This window comes from Burkholderia sp. WP42, from assembly GCF_000745665.1.
Lineage (GTDB): Bacteria > Pseudomonadota > Gammaproteobacteria > Burkholderiales > Burkholderiaceae > Burkholderia > Burkholderia vietnamiensis.
Genome location: NZ_JQJT01000036.1, coordinates 17,840 through 39,491 on the forward strand (window position 1 = coordinate 17,840; position 21,652 = coordinate 39,491).

A 21,652-nucleotide genomic window follows, 5' to 3' on the forward strand; every position below is an offset into this window, starting at 1 on the left:
TTCGAGCACGCCAGCCCCGTCTCCCACTAGCTGCCCGCTATGATCTATCCAACGAATCTTCGTTTCGATGTACGTCAATTTTTCGAGAGCCGGATCATGAAGGTTAGCGTTGCCGTATGCGGTCGGTTTCACTTCCACAACTACATCGATCGACTCGACGAGCTCGGGATTCTCGACACGTTTTACTACTCGCACAAAGCACGTTCCTCTGGAACCGCGCTGACAAATGGCCGAGCTGTCAATATATGGGCAAAGGAATATGCGGTTAGATTCCACGCGAAGGTGCTGAAGGCGCGATTAAGCAATCAGCTGTTTCCGGCGTACCACGATCTGTGGCAGCTTGGCGTACGCCTCCGTTGGCGGCCGACGCCACTGCTGCACGTCATGGCACACGGCACCTCCCGACACATCGTCGCGAATGCGAAGCGCGAAGGATCGATCGTCATTGGCGAAGTGGTTAACACGCACCCGCTGTATCGCGATCGCCTACTTTCAGCTGAAGAGGACAAGCGAGGGTTGCCTCGCGTCGAGCGGATCAACCGCCAACAACGGAGGTTGATCGAGGAGGTCGAGATGTACGACTACATCCTCGCACCATCGTCGATCGTGAGAGATTCGTTCATCCAACATGGCGTCCCGGACAGCATCATCAAGGTAATACCATACGCCGCCAACGTGACCAGGTTTCACCCGCTGGAAGAGCGCGGAAGGGACACTAACCGCTTCAATATCCTGTGCGTCGGGCAGATCAGTCTGCGTAAAGGGCAACTCTATCTGCTGGAAGCAGTCAAGCAACTCAACGACAGGCATTTGCATGTGACGTTGATCGGACAGATCGATTCGACGATCGAATCGCTGCTATCTCCATATCGACACTTGTTCACGCACATTCCGCGGGTCGACAACGCTCAGCTCAATTCCTACTACAACGCGGCAGATCTGTTCGTACTGCCGTCGCTTGAAGAAGGACTCGCTGTCGTCTTGTGTGAAGCACTCGCAACTGGGTTGCCAATCGTCGCAACGCGTGAGTCGGGCGCTGCAGAGATCATCGAGCACGAGCGCAGCGGCAAAATCGTCCCGTCTGGCTGCGTCGAAGCACTCGCCAAAGCCATTATTGAGATGGCGAGTTCGCCGGAACGAACCATGGAGTTCTCACGTCAGGCAAGCATCGCGGCGACCGGCTCGCACAACTGGGCACAGTATGTCGACAAACTGCAGCGCCTCTATACCGACTGCTTGAGTTAGAGACGGTTTCAAAAAGGCCCGGTGGGGCTGTTAACTTGCGCGGCGAGCTGTTAACCTCAGGCATCGGAACAACTGAGACCGAGGAGATGGCCAAGCCGATCATTGACGACGAACTGTGGACATTGATCGAGCCGTTATTGCCGCCACCCAAGCCGCGGCGCGAGAAGAACCCAGGCCGCCTGCCTGTTTCGAATCGCGCCGCGCTGACCGGCATCCTGTTCGTTCTCAAGACCGGACTGCGCTGGCGCGACCTGCCCGCCGAGATGGGCTGCGGCTCGGGCGTGACTTGCTGGCGACGGCTACGCGATTGGCAGGCTGCGGGCGTATGGGATCGCCTGCACGAATTGCTGCTGCGAAGCTGCGAGCAGCAGACCAAATCGATTTCTCGCGAGCCGCAGTCGATTCCTCATCGATTCGCGCCGTTGGGGCGGGCCAAAAACTGGGCCAAACCCCACCGATCGCGCGCGACCAGGTTCCAAGCACCACATCGTCACCGACGCCAATGGCACGCCGCTCGCGGCGATCCTGACCGGCGCGAACGTTCACGATGTCACGCAGCTGCTGCCGCTGATCGATGCGATTCCGCCAATTCGTGGGTTGCGCGGCCACCCACTGCAGAGACCGCGCGTGGTCTACGCCGATCGCGGTTACGACTCTGAGCGGCATCGACGCGCGTTGCGCGATCGCGGTATCGAGCCGGTTATCGCCAAGCGCCGCACCGAACATGGCAGCGGCCTTGGAAAATATCGCTGGGTCGTTGAACGCACGCATGCCTGGCTGCATCACTTCCGTCGTCTCCGCATTCGTTTCGAGCGCCGTGCAGACATTCACGGCGCGTTCCTCAAACTCGGTTGCTGCCTGATCTGCTGGAATACCCTTCGGCGGGCCGACCAGTCTCTATGAAACCGTCTCTTAGATGGAATTGAAATCCCGCCTCGCCCCGGTGAAAGTCACTGTCGATACAGATCTACCGACCGAGCCGGGAGGTTGCGCCCGGAATCCCGGCCGCGAGCCCCTGTATAGCAGGAAGCATATTGGCCACCGGGTTCGGAACATTCGCTCGCATCGAAGAGTGGAAGCTCGATGTCGACCCGCCCCCCATTCCGGAATATAGGCCGCTTTGCCCATACCCCATCCGCGCCAAATCATCCGCGTACGGGTTCTTTCCAATAGCAGCCGACGTCGCAATAGTCTGAAGTTCGCTCGAATTCGACACCGATCCTCGATAGTCCCCGGAATATGCCTCCAATGCACTGCCTCCCGGATCACCATAGGCGTTGCGGTGCACCGCGGAGGCAGCGGCACCTTCTCGACCGTGACATCCAGGTAGGGTACACGCGGCCTGCGACACGTTCGGAGTCATCGCAAACACGACCGATGCCGCACACAGCATTGTTGCCAATCGGCCTGCGTTGAGAAAGCCCGTCGATTCATTGATCACGATTTACCTCGTCAGTCATCAAGACCTTGATATCCACGTGGGTCGCGAAGGCCGACCCTCGTACATTGCACACGGCTCTCAATCTAGCGATTCGAACATCCGGCAATGGTGATAGCCGGTCACCCGGCATTCCCCGCGTTTGGCGTGCATTGATCTTCCTCGTACCTGGCGTTGATATGTCAATGGCGCTATGCCACACCGCAGTCCCCACGTAATCGAATCCGGTCAGGACCAGTATCACATCAGAACCCACTTGTACCGATTCATGAGAATCGCCGATCTCGACGATCAACTGACGTGCCCGCCGGTGAATCGTAATGTCGTCCGGTCGCAGACCAGTGCTGCCGTTGAAATCGAACCCGGCTGCGATCATAGTGTCGTCATGATGTGCATCGTTAATCCGCGCATCGTCCACATTCAACTGAACGGCCACATCGACAAACGCGTTCGAACTACTGCGCGGACTATAAAACAGGGCGTCGGCACGAGGCCGCATCCCGACGACGACGGGGTCCGTTATGGTCAAACGCTTGCACATATTTGCAAGGAGGATCTGGTTGATTTCCACACTTTCCGCAGGATGTCGTGCTTTAACACCGATGGCTGTATGGCTATCCTCGAGCCATATTCCTGTTACGTCGAATTGGGGTTCACCGCGTTCGTCTCGAAGTATGGATCCTATCGTCAAAGCGCGCGGCACCGGATCGTTGATACCGGAAAAATCGGTATACAAGACGCCAGCTCGCATACCGGTAACTTTGAATCTGAGCACTCCGCCGCCCGTCGTGAGGGGAAGAACGCCACTTTGCGACGCATATAGCCTGGGGCGATTGAAGACGACGGACTCCATTGGCGTGGAAAAGCTCAACGTAACGAACGCACTAGCTCGCGACCGCGCCCCCAAAAATGTGACATCGTTGAACTCGACATTTCGGCAACTGATGATCGGAATCGGTTCCTCTATTGTTGAATCGTTAACGACGATACGGTTGACTGCAGGGCCGTTCGAAAAAAAACCTATCCGGCAGCGGTTGTATTCGATCCGGTCAACGAGCTTGTCATTCTCGACGAAACGGATGTACGAGTCGTTAACGATGATGGTTCCACTGGCGGACGGATAGAAGTAGCCGTTGACCCGAACCCGGTTGCATATAATCTCGTCAGCAGAAAACGCATACAGGCTTCCGTCGAGCGAAGTGACGCGATCATCCCGATGCTCACGCGACGATATAAATTCCAGATCATCGAGGACGACGCGCTTGGCGATACGAAAACCCGGTCGACTCAGACTTAGGACGCGTGCGGCGCCGGTGGCCTTTGCAGTCAGTCCTCGGTCGTCCGCGTCTTGCACGATATCCGCCCACCGCGTGTCATAAGCATTTCGCAACGGTACAGCTAGTTCGAGGATGCCGGCACCGACTTTGGTGATCATATTGCGTTCGAAATATCGGATCGAAGGCGGATACCCCTGCGAGTCCTGGTTGAATCCGTAAACCAATACAGCCATCCCCGGCCGATATTTCGTTCCCGCATCTGGGCTAGACAAACGGATCTGCAATGTGCCGGCCGGCACCGACTCGATACGGTCCCCATTCACGAAGTCGCCGAAGCCCGGGATCGACCCGGCGTTGTCGAGAAAATAGTCCTGGTTGATGATGAGCGGAACGCATTCGGTTGTGGCATTCGACGTCCCGACGTTGCATAAACGGGTATTTCGTCCGCCCTTGACGTGTACGTCCGCAACGCCTTGCAGCCACCTGCCGGTTAGGATATTGAGCCGACCATCCGGCAACATGAGGTCAAATGCCGTTCCTTCCGAGCGCATCCGCGCACGGATCTTTAAGAGTGCACGGGTGTTCTGTTCCGCAGATGCATCAGCCGAAACTCCATACTGTGCGGCGTCGATCACGTTCCGAACAGACGCGCGAGTGCCTAGGTCTGAAGCCGCGGCCGCGTGCGGGACCGCATCAGCGCCGGCCGCCGCTGCAAGGAGCTTCAGGAACATTCGCCGCGATCGTTTCACCGTGTTCTCTCTGTCATTGCAATCATTCCGTTCCTGGAAATCGTCGCTCACCCGAAATCGCGACGCCTTCCTCGTTGACGTCGATCATACGAGATCACGCCACCGAGCCAACTGCGCGCGGAACCACGCGTCCGGCATCCAACGACGCCTGGATGCGAGCCATCCTGATTTTTCCTGCCTTCACGAGTAGATAGATGGCAACGAACGAAAATCCGAAGAAATATGCCATAGGCACACCGCCATCTCGGAACAGCGTTGAAATATAGCCATTGAAAACCCAATACGACGAAAACAATATCGGGTTTGCGGTGTAGACGACGCGATGATGGAGTCTATACAGGAACAGCCCGACCAGGAACATACCGCCGACCAATGACGGGAATCCGAATATCGAATACAAATCTGCATGAAGCGACCACGTCAGCGCGAAGAAATTTCCGTATTGGAGAAGGTTGATCCGCTGCGTTGTCGTCGGTTTATCAGGCCATATCGCGCGCGGAATCGGCCAGACGAGCAGACGTAGGTACTGCGTTCCCCAGTTAAACCCTGTTCGCTCCGGAACAAGTTCGTAAATCGCCGATGAAACATCGAATTCCTGAAAATCACTCGTGCCTGCGCCGACGGCTCGCGACTTCTGGTAGCGATCTATGATTTCGGAAATACTGGTGTCTCCGGTCAGAATCTTGCGGGCCGCCAAGCGGTCGGACCCCACAACGTCAAACACGAGGATCAGGCATACGCCGATGATGATCGTCTTCATCGCGAACGTGCGGCGACCACGTCGCATTAGGCCAATGGTCAATGCACTGAGTACGACAATGACGAACGATAGTCGTTGGGCGCCAACAAGGATACGCAACAGAACGAATGCACCAATGCCCGCCACCATTGGAGGTGTCACGCCATATGCGAGAATCAGAATCAGTAACGCGGCCGGAATGAACTCCGCAAAAGCCATCAAATAGCCCGACACTCCTACCAGACGCTGTCCGCCGTTCGCATCGACCTGCACTTCAAATGACTGTACCGAGTCGACACCTGCCGTACCATAGGCAACGTGCGTCGAATACAATCCGAGCGCAACTAGGACCAACAGAACCGCGAAGAATCGCACTTTGTCTTTAATGACGAGGCGCGTCGGCGGAATCCGTAATTCGCGGAGGTTGCGCGGCTCGACTAGCGCGGGCAGGATAACCGCAGCAAGCAGTGCGCAATTGATATTGAGGCAAGTCAGCCATAGCGTCCCGTCCGACGGCGTCAAGCCGATGGTGTTCCACAGGAGAGATTTTCCAATCATGTAAATGTTGATCGGTCGAATCACATAGCCCAGCAGGTGATAAATCAAATACAAAAATATGGGATGATAAATTGGCATCCGCATCGACATGACGAATGCGAAGCAAACTCCCCAACACAATAGATTGATTACGGCTATATAACCTATGATTTCCATATCATCTCTTTGCCTGTCGGGCCCTTATTCGATAACGCATGAAGGCATGTCACGTAACCCCATCAGCCAACCGTAGACATCGGCCATTTGCGCTGCGACGACGTCCCAAGTGAAGCGTTCTTCGACCAGCGCTCTCCCTGCATTTCCCATGGCCACCAGTCGGCCGGTGTCTACGACGCTGAGTTCGTCGAGAAAAGCTCGTAGCCCGTCGACTGAATTGAAGATCTCGAAGGCCGAGTATCGATCGAATCCAATCGATAAATTGCATTCACGCGTAAGCGCGACCGGCTTTCGGAACGACCAAGCCTCAAGCGGGACCATTGGCAACCCTTCACTAAACGATGGCAGGATCACACAATCACATGCCGCGTAGGTCTTTGCCTTCTCTTGGCCGAATTGGGGGCCGACGAAATGGACGCCATCACCATTTACGCCCTCGCGAACCATACCGCGCAATCGTTCAATGTATGAAGAATCTCCCCAACCACCGATAATCAAATTCCACTGCGCGTTGATCGGTTCTTCTCCGACGTGAGCTTTCCAAGCCGCCAGTAGATTCTCAACCCCTTTTTTGGGGTGAAGCCGTCCAAAGTAGAGCAGCAGTTTCCGAGATGCCAGTTCTCCTTTCCACCACGGCGGCAGCCCGGGATTTTCGAGTTCAGGAATCGTGACGCCGTTATGCACGACGGCAATCGGCTGCTTGAACCCGAGGGTCCGGATCGAGTTCGCCTCCTCGAGATTGAGCGCGTGAAAGCTTGCTGCTCGAGTGAGATGGTTCCGCTCATAAGCCGCCAGCGCAAGCCACTTCTTGAACTTAGATCGATTCAAGATCCATTTATCGAGCATCCCGTGTGGCGAAATAATGTATGGCTTGCGCCGGCGCCGATGCCATGCAACGACATCAGCTGAGGGATGCATCCAGATACCATGCGTATGAACAACATGTGAACCCGAGGCCAACAGCGAAGCACGGAGTGCCGGCGAGTAACCAAACATTGCGGGCCCGACTACATCATGTGTTGAAACATGCGTGTCGCGCCAATGCGAACGGTCGCTGTCGGTGTTCGAATCTTTTAACGCGAAGACACTCGGTATAAACCCATTCGACGGAAGCGCAAGGGCGAGCCCTCGCACCGCGTCGAACAGGCCGCCGCCGGTTCTCGACGCGGAGGCAGTCACAAATCCGACCCGCGGACCGAGGGTCCGCTCGAAGCCATAGCCAGTCGACCTACTCACGCCGCCTCCCTCAAGAGATCTGCGAATCGCGGATACAAGCTCCGATAGCGCTCGACCGCCCGAACAATCTCCGCCTGCCCCTTGGTTGGTGCTCGGTAGTCCGAGATCATGGTTTCTGCCACCTCATGGACATCGAAGCCATCGATGTCGTGAACGCGCGAACTGAGACCGAGATCGCTCATGATGCCGCTTGTTTTCGGAAGGTAGGAAAGCGCGACCAGGGGCCGACCTGCCAACAGTCCGAAAATGCATGAATGGAATCGGCTTCCCAGAAATACCGACGCACCAGCGATGATGCTCCTCACATCTGATACCGGCCGGTCCTTCTGATCAAGGATGGCGATCCCGGAGCACCGCGATTCGATTTCGCGCCCTACCGGCAGATCGGCCGCAACCTGGTTGACGATCACGATACGGACGCCGAGCGTGTCATACAGCAGATGCAGCAACTCGCAAATGTTGCGCACGTATCGCTCTTTTGCCTGAGCCTGATCTGTTGCGAGGGGAAATGCCCACTGAATCACCGAGACCGCAATATATGGTTCGTTCTGAGCGAGCCCCAGTTCTGCTCTCATTGCAGAGGTTGCTGCTGCGGCGGGAGCATGCCAGAAAGCAAGGTCGCCCGTCCTTGCAACACGCGCTGCAGGCAATGCCAGCTCTTCGACCACGAAATGGTATGACTCACTCTCCCTGACACAGATGAGGGAAGCCTTGGCGAGTATTTTCGCGGCGAACCATCGTCCACGCCGCGAGCGGATTGGTCCGACGCTTTGCGGCGCAAGAACCACAATCGCCCCGAATTTGGCGGCCGCCCATATCTGTATCAGGTTTGCGTAATACGAAGGATTGGAGTCCTCGAGATAGCCGCCCGGGCAGCTGACAACGATGTCGGCATTGCCGAGTGCATCGATGGCACGCCTCTGCTCTCCCGGGATCAGTCGCCCGAGGAGCCATGGTCGTCGCAAGAATACATAGCAAATCGTAATGCCCTGTCGTACGACGTTGCACAGCCGACGCCGCCATATGCTGTCCGATACGCAGTTACCGAGACGCTCGTGCCACGTCACGCGCGGGAGATGGGCACGTTGCGTGGTCGGCTGATATGCGATTCCGCTGATCTCTGCGTTCGGGTAGGCCTCCAGAATCTCATCTATACATACTTCGATGAGCGCCGCATCGCCTTTGTTCACTGCACCAAATACATTGGCCACAACGACATGACTCACTTTCATTTAGAGAACCTGTTCGCGAAGTTCAACACATTGTCGGAAAACCGGCGTAAATCCCAGTCACCCAGATTCCATGGGAAGTTGTGCTTGATAGCCGAGAGCTTTTCGTCGTCGAGCAGAAGCTCCATGCCGCGATCAATGTCCGCATCTGTTCCATCTGTGACGAATCCATTCTCGCCATGCCGCACCAGTTCGTGCGCCGCCCCACAGCTATCGCTACACAGGACGGGCGTCCCACACGCCAGCGCCTCGTTCAAGCACAGGCCCCATTGGTCATAGTCGCTCAAAAGCACCATAAAGCTGGCGAGCGCCAAGAAGATCGGCATCTCGTGATTTGGCACCAACCCTTTGAATACAACGTTATCCGCAAGGCCAAAACGAACGCAACGTTCTCGCAGCGATGACTCCAGTTCGCCCGTGCCGATGACGAGTAACGAAACACCGTTCTCCCTCGCTCGCGAACGCGCATATGCATCGATCGCCTTGTCGACGCGCTTGCGCGCAATCAGTCGCGACACGCAGATGATGTACTTTTCCGGCAGTCCCATTCGCCGGCGAAACTCCGCGCCCTGCATACGCGCTGCTGCTGCCGAGGTCATAAACCTGTCGTTGTCGACAACGTCATACCCTACGAGAATGTGCTGGGCTGGAATTCCCAGAAATTCAAAATAGACGCGCTGTCGGCGCCCCGCCACGATGGCACCATCGTACAGGCTCGCGATCCATGCCTTGACCATTTCTCGGCTCGGACAGCGTGTACCATCATCGAACTTGCTGTCCGCACAAAATACGATCCGCGTGCGCCCAGTCATCCATCGGTAGATCAATCCGACCACGGAGTACGAAAAGTTATAGCCAATGGTCACGATGAGATCGGGCTTCTCCCTGACGACTTCCGCAAACAGACGTGCCAAAATCATCGGCTGCCTTCGTCGCTTGCCGTCCTTCGTCATATAGCGCCAATTCGTGCCGGCCGGATTGAGCACATCGCGCTGCGGATCGCGATGCAAATAGTCTGCCGATTTGTGATTCATCACTAGTGCGCTAAATTCGACGTTGAATTCTGCCAGACGGCGCGCGGCATCACTCAGCCGTGCGGTGTGGTAATCGCCGACGCTACCGATCAAGAACAGAACCTTCATAGTGCTTCTCGCGATACTCTCGAAATACTTCGCATTCACCGAAGACGACTAGGAAAACATCGAGCCCCAGCAGACACACAGCAACAGATACAAGTCCTCCGTGGCGAACAGCGAACAAGCCGACGATGATCGCAACGCTCGCTGCAGACAAATAAGCGAATGCGAATCGAATATGGCGGTTGATTGCGATGACGAATATGGAAGCCGATTGCCAGAGGGAATTGGCGACCATTGATAGCAACAGGACATTGAACAACGTGGTGTCGAATACAACGTGCTTTCCGGTCCACGCCGCATAAAATCGTTCACCAAATTCACTCATGCCGATGCCGAGTACACCAGCGACAGCGAGCGTAACGACAGTCAGCCTGAGCTTAATACGTGTGACGTCACCCTTTCTGCCAACCGCAAAAAGCTTCGACACTTCCGACCAGACCGAATTCGACAGCAGATTCATCATCTGGACCGCAACGCGAGTCAACGTTCGCATGGTAGAGAACGTTGTAACCTGGGCCGGTCCTAGTGCGGTCCCGATCACCCACAGGATTCCCTGAAAGTTCAGGCCGTTACTCAGCGGGAACCCGAGAAAGGCCAACGACGGGATCAACGATTTCCTGAGCCACGCCCAGTCGATCGTCAATGGAAATAGCGTGGCCCAAGGGCAATGGTGGCTCTTTACCAGGTGCTGGACGCCGAACCCAATGACGCGCGCGATGAGCATTCCGATGGCAACCGCAATCGGTGTTTTGAACACAGTCAGAGCGACCAGGCCGAACGCCAAGGCCCCAAAACGCGTCATATTAAGAATGCCAACCGATAAGGCATAGCAATTTGCGCTTCGCAATGCGGCCGTCTGTGGACCATACATTACGCTTAGGCATACGTCGCAGATCAGAATCAACGCGACGAATCTGACCTCATTCTCAGACATGTACTGAAATACGTGCGTGCCTGCGCCCAACACCCACCACGCCACGCCCGACACGATCAGTACCGAAAGTACAAACAATCCAATGGTTGCCGAGAGTGTCCGGTAAATGACCTGAAGCCGTCGGTGATCCCCGATAGCCGCACGCTGGTCCATCTCGTTTGCAGCAACAGTAGACAAACCGAGATCGCTCAACGCGAGGTAGGTGGGAATTGTCGAAATGAGAATCCATTCACCGTATTTCGCCGCGCCCCACACCGACAAAAACAGCGGAACGGATACGATCTGTGCGAATACGCTTACGGCTTGCCCGAGACCGTGAGCAATGAATGCCTTGATGATGCGTTGTGCCGACATGGTGAACCCGGGAGTTGCCGCGCACGGTGTGTCCTCCATGCGCGGTATAGATGTCATTGCCGTGGCGCGTACTCGTACTGATATGCGTACTTGTACTTTCCGTATGCATAACCTGCGGTGTTCAGCGGCAGATCGTTAAAGATCACTCCTTTCAGCGTGCCGCCACCCTGGCGCAATTGCTTAATCGCCATCTCGACCTCGCGAGGCGGGTTCGCACCGAAGCGCAACACGAGCAACGTCACGCCAGCATAACGACCGACAATGGCCGGGTCCGTTACCGCCAGCACTGGTGGCGTGTCGACAATCACGTTGTCATATCGTGACGCCAAGTGTTTCAATACCTGTTCGAAGTTGGGATGCAACAGCAGCTCGGCCGCATTTGGCGGCAGTTCTCCAGTTGACATGAAGTCCAAGCCATTCACGATCACGTCCCGCTGAATGAATTCTTCGGCATCGCCACCCGATCGGATCAGCTCCGTCAATCCACGGCCGCGCGCCGCACCGACGTAGCGGTGCAAGTAGCCGCGGCGGAGGTCACAGTCGATCAACAGAACGCGCTTGCCGGTATTTGCCATTAGCGCGGCAAGGTTAATCGCGATAAATGATTTGCCAACCCCGGGCGCTGGCCCAGTTAACATGACGATATTGTTACTGGCGTCAAATTGCGCAAACTGTAGAGCAGTACGCAAGCTGCGGATTGCCTCGACGGCGAGGTCATGAGGTGAGGCCATGGCAAGCAAAGGGGTATCGTTCGCCCCCGAGCGTTCGATTCGACCGAACGTCGACTGCTGATCACTATGAGGAATCGTCGCATAAACCGGAAGCCCGAACTTGTCTTCGACCTCTGCGGGATCCTCGATTCCGCTACGCAGCGCCTTGAGCGCAAAAGCGGTGAGCAGCCCGAGAAACACGCCCAGTGTCGTAGCCACGAGCACAATCAAGCCTGGGCGCGGCCACACGGGCACCGTAATGAGTTCCGCTTCGTCCAGAAGGCGGACATTTCCAGTCTTTCCTGCCTTTAGCACTCGAAGTTGTTCGACGTTGTTGAGCAATGTCGTATAGATTTCCTGAGCGACCATTGCATCCCGCGCAAGGCCAATGGCATCCTGCTCGCTCGCCGGGATCGCCTTCAATCGTTGATTGAAACCGGCGATTTGTGCGTTGACGGTATCGAGCTGTCTGTTGACCGCGTCAACGTTCGGATGTCGTGACGTGAAGCGCTGAAGCAACTGGTCCCGCTGAAGCACGAGCTGACTCTTCTGAACCTCCGCCTGCACAATCTGATTCAGCAACGTCTGTCCTTCGACGGGCAGATCGACGATGGTATTTTTCGTCCGGTAGGTGTTGTACTTCGTTTCCGCCTTCGTCAGGTTGTCCTTCAGCCCGGGCAATTGACGATCCAAAAATCGAATCATGTTGTCGGCTTCGGCAGACTTCCTGTCGACGTTTTGCTTTACATAGCGTCGGGCAATCTCGTTGAGAACAGCTTGCGTTTTATGAGGATCGTCGCTGCGCCAGACTGTACTGATGATGCCCGAATCCTTGCCTTGTTCGGAGATGTTGAGAGACTTCTGAAGCCGCGTGATAACGTCAAGCCGCTTCGAATGTACAAGCTGGAATCTCGTCCCGAGCCGGCCTATCAATCGCGAAACCACAAGTACGACCGCACCGCCACGTGCCGTTGCGCGACATTCTCTGCCAACGTCGCAATTGTCGATTGCGACTTCATCGTCGGGCGAGCGCAGATTGAACTTACCGTTCTCCAGCACCGTCAGCGTCCAGATAGCGCCGTTGTACTGTGACGGCACCTCCATCTTCGTGACCTCGATCGCCTCACCTCCCCACGCGAAGGATCGCAAGTTCAACCGTGGAGATCCATCAAGCGGAACAGGAAGCCTGGACGCGAGGAAGCGCCCTACCAACGGGAAATACATCGGCTTTGCGTCGATATCCAGGTGCACAGTGTCGACAGTGGGGCCAAGAATCATCCGCGATCGAAGAATTTCAATCTCGGTGGTAGCAGCCGTCTTCAGTTCGAACATACTCGCCAGATCGCCCAAGGCGGACCCGATCGAATTGCCATTCTCTTCCACCTGGACCAGGATGTTCGACTCGTAGGTCGGCTTCGTGATCAACGCGTATACGGCGCCAAGCAATGCCGCAGCGAGCGAAAACGCGAGAATCAAGTTCCTATACTCCAGCAGTGCGGCCAAATGCTCGCCGAGACTGGTGCCTTCGTCGACGGAGGCACCACGTTGCCTGGACAGGAGTTCATCTGCTTCTTGCATGGGCTTGATTCAAATAGGTGAGTTACTGATACATGTACGAATCGGCGCCTTCATTGCCTCTACCGATCCCCCCGGACTTCAAGTTGCGCCAACGCCTGTTGTGACTCGGCCTCCATCGTGCGCGGGCCGGAACTTGCGATCCTCTTTGACCATTCGCTCACGCCTCGTTCGATCGAACCAAGTGCCGACACGAACGCATCGCGACCGCCTCTGAACGGATCTCGAATATCGACGTCCCCAAACTCCCCCATGCGAAATACCCTCCCCCTCGAAAGCGGGTTAAGCCTTTCGACATGGCGCTTCTGCTCTGTGTCCATCACGAGCACCAGATCGGCGTGCATACAATGCGAGCGCAGCAGTTGCCTTGCACGATGACACTCTATGTCGAACCCTTTCTCGCGCATCAGCTCCCTCGCGATAGGGTCGGCCTGCGCGCCGACCAGCGCGCCAACCCCAGCGGACTGCACAATGCAACCCGGTAGTGCGCTCGCGAGCATGGCTTCTGCCATTGGGCTCCGACATATATTTCCTATGCAGACAACCAAAATCGAACGAATCATCGAATCTTCCCGATAGAAATCCAGCGCAGCGCTGCCGGTTAAGCCTGAAGCATTGCTGGCTTTGCCGATCTCGCCCGGTAATCCGCGTACGCAGCCGATAGTCCGTCTTCCAACTTCGTCGTCGCGCAAATTCCTAGCGAATGCAGTTGACCGACATCGAGCAGCTTCCGCGGCGTACCATCAGGTTTCGACTTGTCGAATTCGATCTCACCGTCGAACCCCACTACTTGCGCGATCGTTCGCGCCAGATCGGCAATCGACAGATCCACACCAGTGCCAACGTTGACATGTCCGTTCGACGAATGTGTCCTTTGCTTCCACTCTTCGGCCGGAATTTGCATGATGGCTACTGCTGCAGCCGCGAGGTCATCGACATAGAGCAATTCGCGTCGCGGGTTTCCACTACCCCAAACCGTGACCGAAGCGCTTCCCGTGATCTTGGCTTCGTGCATCCTGCGTATTAGGGCCGGTACGACATGACTGTTTTCTGCATGGTAGTTGTCGCCCGGGCCATAAAGGTTGGTCGGCATAACGCTTCGGAAATCTGTACCGTACTGTCGGTTATAACTTTCGCACAGCTTCAACCCAGCGATTTTTGCAATCGCGTAGGGTTCGTTCGTAGGTTCGAGATACCCGGATAGCAAAGCATGCTCAGGAATCGGTTGTTCTGAAAATTTCGGATAAATGCATGACGAGCCGAAGAACATGAGCCTACCGACCTTTGCCCTGTATGCGTTATGAATCACGTTCGTCGCGATCATGAGGTTGTCGTAAATGAAGTCAGCTGGATATACCGAATTTGCGTATATCCCTCCCACTTTTGCCGCAGCCAGATACACCTGATCGATCTCGTGACTCTGAAAAAAAGCCGCGACCGCATCAGCATCGGCAAGGTCGAGTTCAGCCCGCGTGCGCGTAATGATCGTGCACGACGTGATTTCCGACAGCCGCCGGATGATCGCTTGCCCGACCATCCCGTTATGGCCCGCGACGAATACCTTGATGTGTTCGCCCATTTTCGTCACTCGTTGTATGCGAAAGCCGTGAACCCTGCCAGCTTGACCAACGCGTCTCGCTTCGCCGCCTGATAGTCAGCGCGAACCATTTCTCTTACCAGGCTTTCGAACGGAATCTTCGGAGTCCATCCCAGCTTTTTCCTGGCATTCGTTGCGTCGCCGAGCAAGGTTTCGACCTCTGTCGGACGGAAGTAGCGCGGATCAACGCGTACGATCACGTCTCCGGGCTTGACCTTGACCTCACTGTTTTCAACTGCTTCTACAATCGCGACCTCGTCGGCACCAGTTCCGTCAAAACGAAGAGTGATCCCGAGCTCGAGGGCCGCGCACTCGACGAATCGACGGACGCTATGCTGAATACCCGTTGCGATGACGAAATCCTCCGCGGTGTCCTGCTGGAGCATCAACCATTGCATCTCGACATAGTCACGCGCATGCCCCCAGTCGCGCATAGCTGAAAGATTGCCGAGATACAGACACTCCTGCAGACCGGTGGCGATTCGCGCGAGCGCACGCGTTATCTTTCTCGTGACGAAAGTCTCACCGCGAACCGGGGATTCGTGATTAAACAAAATTCCGTTGCACGCATATATGCCGTAGGCCTCGCGGTAGTTCACGGTGATCCAGTAGGCATAGAGTTTCGCTACGGCGTACGGGCTGCGCGGATAGAAGGGCGTGGTTTCCCGCTGCGGAATTTCCTGCACAAGCCCATAGAGTTCCGAAGTCGACGCCTGATAGAACCGTGTCTTCTCCTGAAGCGACAGGATGCGAATCGCCTCAAGAACACGGAGCGCTCCTATGCCATCTGCGTTTGCCGTGTACTCCGGCTCCTCGAACGACACGGCCACATGACTTTGCGCAGCAAGGTTATAAATTTCGTCGGGCTGCACGCGCTGAATGATCCGCACGATGCTCGTCGAATCGGTGAGATCACCGTGATGCAGCACGAACCGGCGGTCCGATACATGCGGATCCTGGTACAGATGGTCGATACGGTCCGTATTAAACAGCGATGCTCGCCGTTTGATACCGTGTACTTCGTAACCCTTCTCCAGCAGGAGCTCCGCGAGATACGAGCCGTCCTGTCCCGTCACACCGGTAACCAGCGCAACCTTACGTGTCATTTTTTCGCTCCACATACAATATTCACCACTACAGCGGTGCCGGAATATCCCAGCCACGTTCACAGCCGCTCGAGCGATGACGTGCCATCACGCCGGTCGCTCCCGCACAGCGGTAGTTTTGTTACTTCGTGACCACTGCCCCCGTTAGCCCGGCGTTAACCGCGGGCAACAGCAAGCTGAGAACCCGGTTCAGACGAACCAGGCCATTGCCGTCGACATAAACGACGTCATTGGGTTGAAGCTGGAACTGGTTGGCCAGAACCATTGCGACAGGTGACCGTGCATCGAGATGGAAGACATGCGGCTGGGCGTTCAACGCACCACGAATCACATACATTTGCGCAGCATCGGCCGTATTGACATTGATGCTGCCGGCTTGCGAAATCGCATCACTGAGCGACAAGGAGCCGTCTCGCATCGGCAACGCAGTCAGCGGCTTATTTACCTCTCCCATCACATAGACGCCGTTCTGATCTCGCGGCAGCACACGGAGCAGGTCTCCATCTCGCAACACGATGTGCGCCGGATTGTCCCCGTGCGCGAGCATGGCCGTCAGATTGATGGGATAGGATTGCGCGCCCCGAACGAGCACCATTCGGCTCTGGTCAGCTGTTGCATTGAAGCCTCCGGCGCGCGTGACAGCCTCATACAGTGTCATTGGGACGTCGTTGACTGGAACCGCGCCGGGCGTATGAACTTCCCCGTCCACATAGACTTGCTTTGACCGAAACGATGCAACCCTGACCGTCACCTGCGGATCGCGGTACATGTTTGACAGCCGAGCTGTCAGTCTTTTTTGAGCCTCGTCCGGTTGAAGGGATGCGACGTGCAGTTTGCCGATATACGGAAACTGAATGTCACCATTCTGATCGACCAGATGGCCAGGTGCCGGATCGAATGGTCGCGAGTTTGGCGCAGAGAGCTGAGGACCCTGTGATTCAACCAGTTCCGGATGATCCCAAACCGTGATTTGCAGCACGTCTCCCGGACCGATTACATACGGTGTCGGTTTCGAAAAAAGGGCGGCATATTCGGGTTTACCTATCACCCGACGTTGATCCTTGATCTGCTTGATCAGATCGACTGTGATTTCGGTTATGGGTACCTCGGCCCGCACACTTTGGTGCTGGTTGTCGGCTGCACTAACGGGAATCGACGCAGGCGATTGCATACGCATTCCCGGCGCGAACGAGCACGCTGACAACGCAGCGCATGCGGCGACCAGTATTGTGCTCGGCAGGCGGCCGAACACGTACGGGAATATTTCACGCTCCGAGCGTACTGTCGACATCATCAAAACAATTTCCCCAAGTTGCATCCGTTTCCCATAGGCGCACGCTGCCGCGCTGCGTGCGCCAAAAATGCCGAAACCATATGGTTGAGCAGGGTCGGCTGTATCCGCTCAATAAGCATTCGCATTGACCAACCCCTTCGCCACCGTCGCCAACACGATCCGCATATCCAGCGCGAACGACCAGTTCCGCAGGTAATAAAGGTCGTACTCCACCCGCTTCTGCATCTTCTCGAGCCGATCGGTTTCCCCGCGATACCCGTTCACCTGTGCCCATCCGGTGATGCCGGGCTTGATCCGATAGCGATGGATGTAGCCGTCGACGACCTTCTGATACAGCCGGTCGTGCTCGATCGCGTGCGGCCGCGGCCCGACCACCGACATCTCGCCGCGCAGCACGTTGAGGAATTGCGGCAACTCGTCGAGACTGGTCTTTCTGAGGAAGCGCCCCACCCGCGTGATGCGCGAATCGGTCTTCGTCGCCTGCGTGACCACGCCGGCCTGCTCGACGTGCACGCGCATCGTCCTGAACTTGAGGATCTGGAACTCTCGTCCATCGGCCCCCTTGCGGTACTGCTTGAAGAACACCGGCCCGCGCGACGACAACTTCACCGCGATCGCGATCATCACCATCACCGGCAGCAGCCCGATCAATGCAACGGCTGCAAACAGGCGATCGAACAGTTCCTTCTTCCACATCGCCTGGCGCGGCAGCGGCGATGCCACGAGATTGATCGCCGGCGCCCCCATAAGGTCGACCATTGCGCCGTCGAACAGCGCGACGCTGCGCACGTCGGGAATGAAGCGGATGTTCACCAGGTCGTCGCCGAACGCATTGACGAACCGCAGGATCGTCGTCTCCTCCGACAAGGGCAGCGCCAGCCAGATTTCCTGCACACCGGTCTCGCGCACGAACTTCGCGAACTCGTCGAGCTCCGTGAATACCGGCACTCGAGGCGAAACACCCGCGACGACCGGCTGTAGATCGAACACCGCAGCCGGGCGAAACCCGCTCGCCGGCGACTCCTCGATGTTGCGAATCACCTGCTGGCAATGCTGCGCATGCCCCACCACGGCAACACGACGCAGGTTGATGCCCGCGTGGCGGACGCTGCGCAGGAACAGATGCGTGCCGATGCGCGACGCGATCAACGCACTCCCGGTCATCGCGGTCCAGTAGACGAACCACAACCGCGAGATCACGTCCGATCGATGCAGCGAGAACATCAGCACGATGCCGCACGCCTGCACGGCGAACCACGCGAGCGAGATCTTTCCGCTCAGCCTGAGCATCGAGCGCCCACGCCACGATTCATACACGCCGAACGCCGGAAACAGCACGAGTGCAAAGGCGATCGAGAACGTCACCAGCGCGCTGTCGAAGTGCGATTCAGAAACCGTCTGATAGCGAAATTGCGACGCCAGCAACGAGCCGGCGACGATCACCGCGATATCGACGAGTCGAGCCATCATTCCTTGCAGACCGAACATTTCAATCTCCCGTCTGATGTCAACGAATACAGCCGAATCGGCGCATCACGCACGCCCATACGTGTCATCGAACCGCACGATGTCGTCTTCGCCGAGATACGATCCCGATTGCACTTCGATGAGCTCGAGCGGCAACTTGCCCGGGTTCTCGAGACGATGCGTCACGCCCAGCGGAATGAAGGTGGACTGGTTCTCGCCGAGCATGAATTGCTCGTCGCCGCGCGTGACGAGCGCAGTCCCACTCACGACGATCCAGTGTTCGGCGCGGTGATGGTGTAGCTGAAGCGACAGCCGGCCGCCGGGATGCACGACGATGCGCTTGACCTGGAAGCGTGCGCCGTGATCGATCGAGTCGTAGTAGCCCCACGGGCGCCGCACCTTGCGGTGCGCGTCGGCCTCCGGCGCCTGCTGCGCGCGAATGCGGCTCACGAGGCCCTTCACATCCTGCACACGCGAGCGATCCGCCACGAGCACGGCATCCGCCGTTTCGACGACCACCGCATTGGTCACACCCACGCATGCGACGAGGCGCCCTTCCGAATGAACGAAGCTCGACGTCGCGCCCTCGAATACGACCTTGCCGCGACCGACGTTGCCGTCGGCGTCCTTGTCGAGCGCCTCCCACACGGCGTCCCACGAGCCGAGATCCGACCAACCCGCATCGAGCGGCACGACCACGCCCTCCGCCCCGACCGCCGTGGACGCCAGGCGCTCCATCACGGCATAGTCGATCGAATCCGCCGGCGACTGCAGGAAGGCTTGCTCATGCGGGCGGAAGAACGGGCCGTCGGTCTTGCCTTGCACGTACGCAGTGAGGCAGGCCGCGTGCATGTCCGGCTGCAGCGCACGCAACGTGTCGAGCCACACGCTCGCACGCACGACGAAGATCCCGCTGTTCCACCAGTACGCGCGCGACTCGACATACTGCGCGGCGAGTTCGGCAGCCGGTTTCTCGACGAATCGCTCGATGCGATGCGCGCCGCCGTCGAGCGCTTCGCCGAGCTTGATGTAGCCGAAACCGGTATCTGGACGCGTGGGCGGCACGCCCAGCGTCGCAATCGCACCGCGCCGTGCATGCTCGACCGCCAATGCGATCGCACGGTGAAACGCCGGAGTATCGGCAATGGCGTGATCGGCCGGCATCGCGACGACGATCGCGTCCTGGCCATCGGCATGCGCCACGGCTGCGGCGAGCGTCAGTGCAGGTGCCGTATCGCGCCGCGCGGGCTCGACGACGATGCTTGCGGCGAGCCCGCTCGCACGAAGCTGCTCCGCCGTGACGAAGCGGTGTTCATCGCCGCATACGACGATCGGCGCCGACACTTCGCTCTCGCCGGCTGTAAAGCCGGCCATGCGCTGAACCGTCGCCTGCAGCAGCGAGTCGGCACCCAGCACGCCGATCAGCTGTTTCGGATATTGCTCGCGCGACATGGGCCACAAGCGCGACCCCGATCCACCCGCGAGAATGACCGGCGCGACTCGAACCTTCGCCCGCACTGCGTCGCCGCGGTCGGGATCGACCGATCCCGTTTCGTCGTGTGCTGTCTCGGTGAATGCCGACATGATCTGCACTCCTATTCTCTTAGGGCAATGATTCGATTCGAAAATCCGAGAAGATGTGCACCGTCCCGTCGCCGCGGCACATCCCGTGTTTGCTAAATCGGTCGCACGTCCTCGTTCGAGCGAGCCTGCAACCGATATTGCGAGGGCGTCACATCCAGGTGCCGCCGGAAAATCTTCGCCAGGCGATCACCGTTTCCCCACCCGCATTGCCGAGCGATCGTGCCGATCGGCATGTCGGTCTCCATCAGCAGCTGCACCGTGCGCTCCAGGCGCACCTGCAGCAGAAACTCGGACGGTGTCGTTCCGATCTCCTGCTTGAAATGCCGCAGGAAGTTCCGTTCGCTCATTGCCGCAACCCGCACCGCGTCGCTAACCGATATCGACCGATCGCAGTTCCTGCGCAACCAGTCCGCTGCCGCCCGTACCCGCTCGACGGGCACACCGTGGCGCGCGTCGTCATGCTCTGCCGCAACCAGCGCGTCGTTCAGCGCGAGCCGCGACGCGATCGCTCGCACCGCATCGCCGCCGAGATCGCGCTCGACCAGCGACAACGCTGCGCGAGCCGGCCCGTAACCGTCGTAATCGACGACGACTGCATCGGCCCCGTGCGCACCGCTTCGCGCGGCGTCGATCAACATCCTGCCTTCGCTGATGGTCTCGACCATGCCGGCCTTCGGCACGACGACCCTCAGCCAATCGATCACCCGCGCGTCACGCGCAGCGCGCCGCGCACCTTCTCCACCGGCGACGAACACCGCGTCGAAGGTATCGGCCAACGCCGCATCGCAAGCAAACGTGCGTACGCTGACGGCCGACGACCACACGACGTTTCCACCTCGCGACGAATAGAACCGAACGTCATACAGCGGAAGCGAGGCCGCTTGAGGCGCATAGATCTCATTGGCTGCCTCGAACACCTCGCATACCGCAGCCGCTGCAAGCAACGAGAATCCCTCGAATACGACAACGCCGATTTCCCGACTCTTGCGCGACCGTCTCCCTCCAACATCTCCTTCCGCTTCATCTACCGAATGAGCGACATTCGTGTGCGTCATGGCGTACTCTCGAACATCCCTTCCAATCGACTTCGGTCCGGCTCGGTAATTTGACTCCGTTGCGATGCATCATACCGACGGCGCCGAGTGGCGTTTAAACGCTGGCCGATCAGAACAAACAGTCGTCGGATTAGCCTGCGGGAATTCCCTGATCGGCCAGAAATTGGCGTTTTCTGACTACCGTGTAGCAGCGAAATGAAGCACGTGTGC

Annotated in this window: 15 protein-coding genes and 1 pseudogene; 2 read left to right on the forward strand and 14 right to left on the reverse strand. The window is 57.5% G+C overall.

The window, feature by feature from the left end; genetic code table 11:
• Positions 1-96 precede the first annotated feature (96 nt).
• Positions 97-1,245, forward strand: a complete 1,149-nt coding sequence (locus tag EX20_RS20955) for a glycosyltransferase family 4 protein (protein WP_074469667.1) — start codon at positions 97-99, stop codon at positions 1,243-1,245.
• An 86-nt stretch (positions 1,246-1,331) separates the two neighbouring features.
• Positions 1,332-2,148 (forward strand): annotated as a pseudogene (locus tag EX20_RS31050) (IS5-like element IS402 family transposase).
• Positions 2,149-2,675: 527 nt separating this feature from the next.
• Here EX20_RS31050 and EX20_RS20960 read toward each other — a convergent pair.
• The 14 genes from EX20_RS20960 to EX20_RS21025 form a co-directional block, all read right to left on the reverse strand.
• Positions 2,676-4,691 carry a hypothetical protein gene (locus EX20_RS20960; RefSeq protein WP_034194596.1) on the reverse strand — a complete coding sequence of 672 codons (2,016 nt, stop codon included), beginning with the start codon at positions 4,689-4,691 and terminating at the stop codon, positions 2,676-2,678.
• 112 nt (positions 4,692-4,803) lie between these two features.
• Complete coding sequence (locus EX20_RS20965) at positions 4,804-6,162, reverse strand: O-antigen polymerase (protein WP_034194597.1); 1,359 nt, start codon at positions 6,160-6,162, stop codon at positions 4,804-4,806.
• A gap of 24 nt (positions 6,163-6,186) precedes the next feature.
• The gene (locus tag EX20_RS31055; RefSeq protein WP_034194622.1) at positions 6,187-7,341 is read right to left on the reverse strand and encodes a glycosyltransferase; all 1,155 of its coding nucleotides are present in this window, start codon (positions 7,339-7,341) and stop codon (positions 6,187-6,189) included.
• Between the two features lie 53 nt (positions 7,342-7,394).
• The gene (locus EX20_RS31060) at positions 7,395-8,630 is read right to left on the reverse strand and encodes a polysaccharide pyruvyl transferase family protein (RefSeq protein ID WP_072465550.1); all 1,236 of its coding nucleotides are present in this window, start codon (positions 8,628-8,630) and stop codon (positions 7,395-7,397) included.
• Positions 8,627-9,769, reverse strand: a complete 1,143-nt coding sequence (locus EX20_RS20980; RefSeq protein ID WP_072465551.1) for a glycosyltransferase — start codon at positions 9,767-9,769, stop codon at positions 8,627-8,629. Before EX20_RS20980 ends, EX20_RS31060 begins: the two co-directional genes overlap by 4 nt.
• Positions 9,744-11,054 carry a lipopolysaccharide biosynthesis protein gene (locus EX20_RS20985; protein WP_072465552.1) on the reverse strand — a complete coding sequence of 437 codons (1,311 nt, stop codon included), beginning with the start codon at positions 11,052-11,054 and terminating at the stop codon, positions 9,744-9,746. Before EX20_RS20985 ends, EX20_RS20980 begins: the two co-directional genes overlap by 26 nt.
• Before the next feature lie 53 nt (positions 11,055-11,107).
• Positions 11,108-13,342: a polysaccharide biosynthesis tyrosine autokinase gene (locus EX20_RS20990; RefSeq protein ID WP_051974455.1), complete on the reverse strand. Its 2,235-nt coding sequence runs from the start codon at positions 13,340-13,342 to the stop codon at positions 11,108-11,110.
• Positions 13,343-13,401: 59 nt separating this feature from the next.
• On the reverse strand, positions 13,402-13,902 hold the full coding sequence (locus EX20_RS20995) for a low molecular weight protein-tyrosine-phosphatase (protein WP_051974456.1): 501 nt from the start codon (positions 13,900-13,902) through the stop codon (positions 13,402-13,404).
• A gap of 38 nt (positions 13,903-13,940) precedes the next feature.
• Positions 13,941-14,918 (reverse strand): GDP-L-fucose synthase family protein, encoded by a 978-nt coding sequence (locus EX20_RS21000; RefSeq protein WP_034194600.1) that lies wholly within the window; start codon positions 14,916-14,918, stop codon positions 13,941-13,943.
• 5 nt (positions 14,919-14,923) lie between these two features.
• Positions 14,924-16,042 (reverse strand): GDP-mannose 4,6-dehydratase, encoded by a 1,119-nt coding sequence (gmd, locus tag EX20_RS21005; RefSeq protein ID WP_034194601.1) that lies wholly within the window; start codon positions 16,040-16,042, stop codon positions 14,924-14,926.
• 121 nt (positions 16,043-16,163) lie between these two features.
• A complete protein-coding gene (locus EX20_RS21010) occupies positions 16,164-17,333 on the reverse strand; it encodes a polysaccharide biosynthesis/export family protein (RefSeq protein WP_374702174.1) in 1,170 nt (389 codons plus the stop codon).
• A gap of 111 nt (positions 17,334-17,444) precedes the next feature.
• On the reverse strand, positions 17,445-18,824 hold the full coding sequence (locus EX20_RS21015) for an undecaprenyl-phosphate glucose phosphotransferase (RefSeq protein WP_034194602.1): 1,380 nt from the start codon (positions 18,822-18,824) through the stop codon (positions 17,445-17,447).
• 45 nt (positions 18,825-18,869) lie between these two features.
• Positions 18,870-20,387 (reverse strand): mannose-1-phosphate guanylyltransferase/mannose-6-phosphate isomerase, encoded by a 1,518-nt coding sequence (locus tag EX20_RS21020; RefSeq protein WP_034194627.1) that lies wholly within the window; start codon positions 20,385-20,387, stop codon positions 18,870-18,872.
• Between the two features lie 92 nt (positions 20,388-20,479).
• Positions 20,480-21,442, reverse strand: a complete 963-nt coding sequence (locus tag EX20_RS21025) for a GlxA family transcriptional regulator (RefSeq protein ID WP_034194603.1) — start codon at positions 21,440-21,442, stop codon at positions 20,480-20,482.
• Positions 21,443-21,652: the final 210 nt, after the last annotated feature.

Coding starts and splice junctions, on each gene's coding strand:
- EX20_RS31060 (WP_072465550.1), bottom strand. CDS start 8,630: ATGAAAGTGAGTCATGTCGTTGTGGCCAATGTATTTGGTGCAGTGAAC.
- EX20_RS21020 (WP_034194627.1), bottom strand. CDS start 20,387: ATGTCGGCATTCACCGAGACAGCACACGACGAAACGGGATCGGTCGAT.
- EX20_RS21015 (WP_034194602.1), bottom strand. CDS start 18,824: ATGTTCGGTCTGCAAGGAATGATGGCTCGACTCGTCGATATCGCGGTG.
- EX20_RS21025 (WP_034194603.1), bottom strand. CDS start 21,442: ATGACGCACACGAATGTCGCTCATTCGGTAGATGAAGCGGAAGGAGAT.
- EX20_RS20995 (WP_051974456.1), bottom strand. CDS start 13,902: ATGATTCGTTCGATTTTGGTTGTCTGCATAGGAAATATATGTCGGAGC.
- EX20_RS20980 (WP_072465551.1), bottom strand. CDS start 9,769: ATGAAGGTTCTGTTCTTGATCGGTAGCGTCGGCGATTACCACACCGCA.
- EX20_RS20990 (WP_051974455.1), bottom strand. CDS start 13,342: ATGCAAGAAGCAGATGAACTCCTGTCCAGGCAACGTGGTGCCTCCGTC.
- EX20_RS20960 (WP_034194596.1), bottom strand. CDS start 4,691: ATGTTCCTGAAGCTCCTTGCAGCGGCGGCCGGCGCTGATGCGGTCCCG.
- EX20_RS20965 (WP_034194597.1), bottom strand. CDS start 6,162: ATGGAAATCATAGGTTATATAGCCGTAATCAATCTATTGTGTTGGGGA.
- gmd (WP_034194601.1), bottom strand. CDS start 16,042: ATGACACGTAAGGTTGCGCTGGTTACCGGTGTGACGGGACAGGACGGC.
- EX20_RS20955 (WP_074469667.1), top strand. CDS start 97: ATGAAGGTTAGCGTTGCCGTATGCGGTCGGTTTCACTTCCACAACTAC.
- EX20_RS20985 (WP_072465552.1), bottom strand. CDS start 11,054: ATGTCGGCACAACGCATCATCAAGGCATTCATTGCTCACGGTCTCGGG.
- EX20_RS21000 (WP_034194600.1), bottom strand. CDS start 14,918: ATGGGCGAACACATCAAGGTATTCGTCGCGGGCCATAACGGGATGGTC.
- EX20_RS21010 (WP_374702174.1), bottom strand. CDS start 17,333: ATGTCGACAGTACGCTCGGAGCGTGAAATATTCCCGTACGTGTTCGGC.